The organism is Halalkalicoccus sp. CGA53, assembly GCF_036429475.1.
In the GTDB taxonomy this organism is placed as follows: domain Archaea; phylum Halobacteriota; class Halobacteria; order Halobacteriales; family Halalkalicoccaceae; genus Natronorarus; species Natronorarus salvus.
In genome coordinates, this window is the sequence record NZ_CP144125.1 from 3,748,613 (window position 1) to 3,756,275 (window position 7,663).

General features: G+C 66.4%; 6 protein-coding genes. 1 reads left to right on the plus strand and 5 read right to left on the minus strand.

All coding sequences use genetic code 11. From position 1 onward, the window contains the following. Position 1 precedes the first annotated feature (1 nt). Complete coding sequence (locus V2L32_RS21000) at positions 2–1,450, plus strand: metallopeptidase TldD-related protein (protein ID WP_331234590.1); 1,449 nt, start codon at positions 2–4, stop codon at positions 1,448–1,450. A gap of 8 nt (positions 1,451–1,458) precedes the next feature. Here the strand turns inward: V2L32_RS21000 and V2L32_RS21005 are convergent, their stop codons facing one another. The 5 genes from V2L32_RS21005 to V2L32_RS21025 are packed head-to-tail and all read right to left on the minus strand — an operon-like array spanning position 1,459 to position 7,508. Continuing rightward, positions 1,459–2,802 carry an ABC transporter ATP-binding protein gene (locus tag V2L32_RS21005; RefSeq protein ID WP_331234591.1) on the minus strand — a complete coding sequence of 448 codons (1,344 nt, stop codon included), beginning with the start codon at positions 2,800–2,802 and terminating at the stop codon, positions 1,459–1,461. Further along, positions 2,799–3,836 (minus strand): ABC transporter ATP-binding protein, encoded by a 1,038-nt coding sequence (locus tag V2L32_RS21010; RefSeq protein ID WP_331234592.1) that lies wholly within the window; start codon positions 3,834–3,836, stop codon positions 2,799–2,801. Before V2L32_RS21010 ends, V2L32_RS21005 begins: the two co-directional genes overlap by 4 nt. Continuing rightward, positions 3,836–4,813 (minus strand): ABC transporter permease, encoded by a 978-nt coding sequence (locus tag V2L32_RS21015; protein ID WP_331234593.1) that lies wholly within the window; start codon positions 4,811–4,813, stop codon positions 3,836–3,838. The genes V2L32_RS21010 and V2L32_RS21015 overlap by 1 nt, the downstream gene beginning before the upstream one ends. Before the next feature lie 10 nt (positions 4,814–4,823). Then, entirely contained in the window at positions 4,824–5,801 is a 978-nt protein-coding gene (locus V2L32_RS21020) for an ABC transporter permease (RefSeq protein ID WP_331234594.1), read from the minus strand. 24 nt (positions 5,802–5,825) lie between these two features. Then, positions 5,826–7,508, minus strand: a complete 1,683-nt coding sequence (locus tag V2L32_RS21025; protein ID WP_331234596.1) for an ABC transporter substrate-binding protein — start codon at positions 7,506–7,508, stop codon at positions 5,826–5,828. Positions 7,509–7,663 lie beyond the last annotated feature (155 nt).

Sequence of the window (7,663 nt, forward strand, 5' to 3'; positions counted from 1 at the left end):
CATGGACACCGAGGCGGTCGTCGACGCGGCGACCTACCTGGCGGAACGGCTCGAGGACGACGGGACGGTCGCGCACGCGGTCGTCGGCGGCGAGCACGCCCTGCGTGCGCGGATCGACGTCACCGAACGGCGGAAGCCGAAGTCGGCGATCGACGTCGAGGAGAGCGGCGTCTGGTGTCGCGTGTTCGCCCACGGGAGCGTCGAGTACCGACACAGCGGTTCGCTCGAGCGCGAGGAGCTCGACAGGCTGGCCGAGCGCGCGGTGAGCAGCTGTCGGCACCTCGCGACCGACACCCCCGTGAGCTTCGACGCGGGATCGCTCCACCGCGACGTCCACCACGGCTGGGCGAGCGCGGACGACCACCTCGACGACCGTACCGTCGAGGAGAAGGCCGACGACTGCGTCGACGCCTTCTCCGCACACCTCGACGCCGAGTGCGGTCGTGCCCGCCTCCGGTACCGCGACGAGTGCCGCGAGACGACGCTGCTCGAGACGAGCGGGTCGGCTGTGCGAACCCGGATCGACCGAGCCTCCGTCGACGCGACGCTCGCGGACGACGGGGCCGTCCGAACGCACCTCGGAACGACGAACGGGACGGCGATCTTCGAGGAGCTCCCTGTGACGCTCTCGGTCCTGCGAGATCGGTTCGAACGGGCACGATCGAGCGAGACGACGGCGATCGAGCACGACGACGAGCGGGAGGTGCTGTTCGCGCCGGCCGCGGCCGGCCGCCTCGTCAGGGGGCTCGTCACGTACCTCGAAGCCGACGCGGTCGCGACCGGACTGAGCCCGTTCGCGGTCGGCGATCGTTTCGGTCCCGACGCGCTCTCGATCCGCGATACGGTCACGGCAGGCGGGTTCGCCGCCCTGGCCTACGACACGGAGATCCGACCGACGACGCCCGTCTCGCTCGTCGAGAGGGGGCGGATATCTACGTTGCTCCACGACTCGGTGAGCGCGATCGACCACGGGGCGAGGCCGGCCGGCTCCGTCCTCGCCGGCACCGAACGGGAGTTTCCCCCACGGATCGCCCCGCGACACCTCGACGTCGCCTCCGGGTCGGTCCCGGCCGAGGAGCTCCGCGAGCGGGCGTCGGTCGTCGTCGAACGGCTCGGGATGCCACGGTGGAGAAACGAGACGACGCGGACGCTCAGGTCGAGTCACGTCCCCCCGGACGTCCACTACGCCGCGACGATGGGCGAGCGCGCGCCCGACGGCGGTCCCGAACGGCTCTCGATTCCGATCGAGGAGGGCTACCTGCTCTCCGGGGAGGAACGGGGAGCGCGCCTCGACGGCGCGTCGGTCGAGGTCGAACCGTCAGCGCTCCGGGGGATCACCGCCCTCGGCGAGGTGCGAGAGACGCTCACCGGAACGGTCGAGAAACACCGAACGACGCTCCCGTTCGAGGTGACGTCGCCGGCGATCGTCTGTTCCTGTCGGCTACGCTGAGAGAGAAATCAGTCGCCTGCGGCCGCCTCGCCGGGAGCGGGGTCGTCGACGCCCCGTTCTCCCGACTCGCTGGGTTCGTAGAGGTGACAGGCGACCCTGCGCTCGTCCGCGATGTCGAGGCGCTCCTCGGCCGCGGGATCGACCCGCTCGCAGACCGAGTGAAAGCGCTCGCGGAGCAGGTCGCCCGCCCGTTCCGTCTCGCCCTCCGCGAGCAGGTCGATCGCCTCCTCGAGCACCTCCCGGTTCTCCCTCGACGGGTCGCCGAGGACGAACTCCTCGCGCAGGATCTCCTTGAACTCTTCGGGCTCCGAGCGTCCGTCCCCACCGGTCCGTTCCCAGTAGGACTCGGCGTCGAAGCCGCGGTCGACCCTCGCGCGCAGCGACATCGCCCCGCGGAAGGTGCGCTGGTCGATCGAGAGCTCCTTCGGCGGGATGATCTCCGGACAGCGGTTGCGGAACCGACAGCCCGAGGGGACGTGTACCGCGTCGCCGACCTCGCCCTCGAGTTCGACGCGCTCTCGGCCCGTCGTCGGGTCCGGGACCGGAACCGCGTTGATCAGCGCCTGCGTGTAGGGGTGTTTCGGGTCGTCGATGATCTGTTCGGTCGTCCCGATCTCGACGATCCGACCCATGTACATGATCGCGATCCGGTCGCACATGTGGCGGAGAAGCGAGAGGTCGTGGCTGATGTAGACGATCGAGAGCCCGAACTCCTTCGTCATCCGCTCGAGCAGCGAGAGCACGCCCGCCCGGAGGCTGACGTCGAGCATCGACACCGGCTCGTCCGCGATGATGAAGTCCGGGTCGAGGACGATGGCGCGCGCGATGGCGATGCGCTGTCGTTCCCCGCCGGAGAGCTCGTTCGGGTACGAGTCGAGGTACTGCTCTGCGGGCTGGAGCTCGGCGAACTCGAGCGCGCGGGCGACGCGTGCGCGCTTGTTCGGCACGTCGTGGATCTGCAGCGGCTCCGCGAGCGTGTCGTAGACGGTCATCCGGGGGTTCAGGCTCTCGAACGGGTCCTGGAAGATCATCTGGACGTTCTGCCTGAACTGCTTCAGCTCCGACCCCTCGAGGTCGGTGATGTCCTCGCCCCGGAACCGGATCGTCCCGCCGGTGGGCTGGTGGAGCTTCGCGAGCGTCTTCGCGGTCGTGGTCTTCCCACAGCCGGATTCGCCCGCGATCCCCATCGCCTCGCCGGGGTAGAGCTCGAAGTCGACGCCGTCGACCGCGTGAACGTACTCCTTCTCCGCACCGGTGAAGCGGGCCCTGAGGTCGTTGACGATCCCGCTGTTCACCTCGAAGTGTTTGTTGAGCCCCTCGACCTCGAGGATCGGCTCGGGGTCGGCGCTCACGTGCCGGACACCTCCCTGCCGGCCTCGGTCCGTTCCCAGACCCGCAGCTCACCCGCGTAGGGTCGCAGCTCGCTGTCGACGCGGTCGGTGTGGTGACATCGCGTCTCGAGGTTCCCGTTCTGGACCGCGGGTGGCTCCTCCTCGAAACACGTCTCGGTCGCGAGCGGACAGCGAGCGGCGAACCGACAGCCGGTCGGCGGCGGGGCGAGGTCCGGCGGGTAGCCGGGCATGCTGATGAGGTTCTGATCGGGCTGCTGGATGTTCGGGAACGCCCGCTTCAGCCCGACCGTGTAGGGGTGATACGGGGTCTCGAAGATCTCCTCGACGGGGCCGATCTCCGCGAGCTTCCCGGCGTACATCACGAGCACGCGGTCACACGTCTCGGCGACGACGCTCACGTCGTGGGTGATCACCATCATCGAGGAGTTGATCTCCTCCTGGATCGCGCCGATCCGTTTCAGGATCTGGTCCTGCATGATCACGTCGAGCGCCGTCGTCGGCTCGTCGGCGAGAATGAGTGCAGGATCGAGCGAGAGGCTCATCGCGATCATCGCCCGCTGGCGCATCCCGCCCGAGAACTGGTGGGGGTAGTCGTCCGCTCGTGCGGGGTCGAGCCCGACGAGGTCGAACAGCTCGTCGACGGTCTCGTTCGCGCGCGCCTTCTCGACGCCGCGGCGGTGTTCCTCGATCGACTCGACGATCTGTTCGCGCACCGTATAAACCGGGTCGAGCGCGTTCATCGCCGACTGTGGGATCATCGAGATCTCGTCCCACATGTAGCTCCGGCGCTTCTTGTCGCTCATCCCGGTGAGGTCCTCGCCTTGGAAGAGGATCTCGCCGGCGTTGACCGAGCCGTTCTTCGGGAGGATACCCAGGATGGCCTTCGCGAGCGTCGACTTCCCGCAGCCGGACTCGCCGACGATTCCGAGGTTCTCGCCCTCCTCGATCGTGAAGCTGAGCCCGTCGACCGCGCGGACCGGTTCGCCGTCGGTCTCGTAGTGGACCTCTAAGTCCCTGACCTCGAGCACCGACATCAGTTGTTCCCCCGCAGCGCCGGGTTGGTCACTTCCTCGTAGCCGCGGCCGATCAGGAAGCCGCTGATCACGACCAGCGCGATGCAGATACCTGGCGGGATGAACCACCACCACGTCTGGTGGTACATCGCGTTGTACGTGTGTGCGGTCTGGAGCATCGTCCCCCAGGAGACCTGACTCGGGTCGCCCAGGCCGATGAACGAGACGCCCGCCTCCGTCAGGATCCCCGTGGCGATGGCGAACGCGCCGTAGAGGAAGGTAAGGGGAAGGATGTTCGGGGCGATGTGTCTGGAGATGATCCGCCAGTCGCTCGCGCCGGTGACCTTCGCCGCCTGGACGTAGGGTCGTTCGCGGATCGAGAGCACCTGCGACCGGATCACGCGCGCGGAGGCGCGCCACTGGAGCAACACGACCGCGAGGATCACGTTCAGGAAGCTCGGGCCGAGCATCGCGACCAGCAGGATCACCGAGGGTAAAAGCGGCAGGCCGTAGGCGACGTCGACGATCCGCATCAGGATGTCGTCGACGCGGCCGCCGTAGTAGCCCGCGACGAGCGCGACGATCGTTCCGATCCCGGCACAGAGCACCGCGGCGGAGAGCCCGACGATCAGCGCCGGACGCGAGCCGAAGATGAGCTGGCTGAAGATGTCGTAGCCCTCCGCGGTCGTCCCGAGGAGGTAGCCGCCCTCGCCGCCGTACCAGAGCGGGTTCTCCCACTGCATGATCATCCCGCCGTCCCACATCCGCTCGGTCGGCGGGTGCGGCGCGAGGAACGGCGCGAAGATGGCGATCAGGCTGAAGAACGTGATCGTGACCGCGCCGAAGACGACGAGGCGGTCCTCTTTCAGGATCTCCCACTGCTCGGAGAACGTCTCCGACCAGAGCCGGATCGCTCGCCGTCTGGAGTCGACGTCGTCGAGTTCGTCGTAGCCCTCCAGGTTCTCGAACAGTTCCCGCGTCCCCTCTCGTTGACTCATAGATGTGCCCTCATTCGTACGTCACCCGTGGATCCAGCCAGCTGTAGATCAGGTCGGCGACGAAGTTCATGAACACGACGGTCGTCGCGAGCAGCATGAACGTCCCCTGCGCGACCGGGTAGTCCCGGCGCAAGACCGCCCTGACCATCTCGCGGCCGAGACCGGGCCAGCTGAACACCGTCTCGACCAGGATCGCCCCGCCGACCGCGTAGCCGATCGCGATCGCCGCCGCGGTCACGATCGGCAACAGTGCGTTCCGTGCCGCGTGTTTGAACATCACCTTCCGCTCGGAGAGCCCCTTCGCCCGACAGACGTCGACGAAGTCCTCGGCGAGCACCTCCAGCATGTTGTTCCGCATGAGCAACAGCGGCAGGCCCATGAGGTAGAACCCGAACACCGCCGCGGGTGCGAGCAGGTGCCAGATGAAGTCGAGCGAGGTGATCATCGCGAGGAAGCTCTCGGGACGGTGATCCCCGCTCGTCATACCGCTCATCGGGATGACGTCGAGCCACGCGCCGAAGATCCCGAGCACGACGAGACCGACCCAGAACTCGGGGAAGCTGCGCTGGATCAGCGCCAGGATCACCGCACCCTTCTCGGTACCCTCGCCGCGCTTCCACGCCGCGAGCACGCCGAGGGGGATCCCGATCGCGTACGCGAAGATGATCGCCGAGAACATCAACACCAGCGTGTTCGGCAGGTAGAGCCAGATGATGTCGATGACGTCCCGACCGGAGTGAAACGAGATCCCCAGTTCGAGCGTCACCAGGCTCCTGAGGAACTCGATGTACTGGACGTGCGTCGGCTCGTCGAGACCGTACTGGGCGATGAGGCGTTCACGGGCCTCCGGCGGCATCCCCTCGGAGAGGAAGTACGTCGTCGGATCCCCCGGCATCGCCCGGAACATGACGAACAGCAGCGTGGCGATCACCCAGAGCGTCGCCACCATCTGGAACAGCCGCCGGATCGCGAAATTCAACTTCGACATGGCGTGACTCGTATCCTCTCGTTCTCAGTCCGCGTAGTGAACGCCCTCGTCGGTGATGACGAACCCGCCCTCGCGGAGCGTCTCGTGTGCCTCCTCGACGTCGCCGGTGTAGATCCCCTCCACGTCCGGGTTGTGGAGCTCGTCGAACGACGGGCTGACGTAGGAGTGACCCGGTGGGTAGTAGCCGTAGTACAGCTGTTCGCTGATCGTCTCCTTCGGAATGCCGTGGGCGAGCGCCTGTCTGACCGCCTGCTCGTCGAGGCCCTCGTTCCGGGTGTTGATGTTGAGGTGTGTCCAGCCGCTTCCCTCGACCTCCGCGACCGAGAGGGTGTCGTCCTCCTCGTGGGCCTCCGAGAGCTCGCGCGAGGGCTGGGCGAACGGGTGGTAGTTGATCTCGCCCCGGTCGGTCAGCTCCCAGATCGTCGAGCTGGAGGTGATGATCTCCCAGTTGATCCCCTCGATCTCGAAGTCGAGCCGGTGGTCGTCCCGTGCGACGAGGTTGACCTCCTGGCCCGGGTCCCAGTAGTCGACCTCCACGATACCGCTGGAGACCGGCTCCTCCTCAAGTTCCTCCTGGGGCAGGTCGACGCCCTCCCAGACGTGCTCGGGGGTGATGTAGATCGGGTGTCCGATGACGCCGTTGGCCGCGAGGCCGAACTCGGTGTTGAGGTCGATCTGGACGGTGTACTCGTCGATCACCTCGGCGCCGGCGACCTCGCTCGCCTGCAGGCTGTACTGCGAGGGCGCCTCGTCGACGATCGTCTGGTACGTGAACGCGACGTCCTCGGCGGTGAGCGGCTCGCCGTCGGACCAGCTCGCGTCCTCCTTGATCTCCCAGACGATCGTCTCCGCGTCCGGTCGCTCGATCTCGTCGACCAGGCTCAGCTCCTCGTCGACCTCGAGCTCCGGCGTCATGTGGATCGGTTTCTCGAACAGCGCGTCCATCAGGTGGACGTGCTTGCTGAGTCCCTGGTGTGCCCACGGGTTGAGGTTCTCGAGCGCCTCCGTCCAGAACCCACGGAGGAAGCCGTCCTCGTTCTCGTCTAAGACCTCGACGCTGACGTAGTTCGGAAGCCGGTTGTAGCCCTCGATGTGGTCGACCCAGCCGTCGAGCTGGTCGTTCTTGTGGGGCATCAGCTCCGCCTCGTAGAGGATCGGGTGGAACGGGACGTCCTCGGCGATCTTCGCCTGAATCTCGTGGACCGCCTCGATCCGCTCGTCCATGTCCTCGGTACGTTGCTGGGTGGCGATCAGTTCGTCCATCTCCTCGTCCTGATAGCCCATGTGGTTGCCCGTCCCTGGCTCGTCGGCGTGGGCGGAGGTAAAGCGCTCGGCGACGTTTTCGGCGATGTCGACGCCGGGGAACTGACTCCAGGTCGCCAGATCGTACTCGTACTCGTCGTTGACCGTCGAGAAGAGCGTCCCCCACTCGAGCACCTCGACCTCGACGTTGATCCCCACCTCGTCGGACCAGCGGTCGGCGATCAGGTTGATCGTGTCGTGGCGCCCGGGGTTGTAGTCCTCGGGGTTGTTGAAGTAGGTGAACTCGGGGAGCGGTTCGCCCGCCTCCTCCTCGTCGTCGAGCTCCTCGTCGTCGTCGCCGTCGTCGAGGCAGCCGGCGGCCGCGGCGATCGCGATGCCGCTGCCTGCCGCGGTGGCCCTCTTCAGAAATTTCCGCCTGTCAATGGGAGTGCGAAACGTAGCCATGCTGTGACGACGGGAGAGAGGGACGAACCCTATATAAAAACTTTGGTGTGATACGAAGAATAACACGGATAATACATCTACCTGCCAACCGAAACGGTTCACGTTAATAGATTTTCAAATAAAGGCTAGTATTTCAAAACGTTCATCGAGTTATT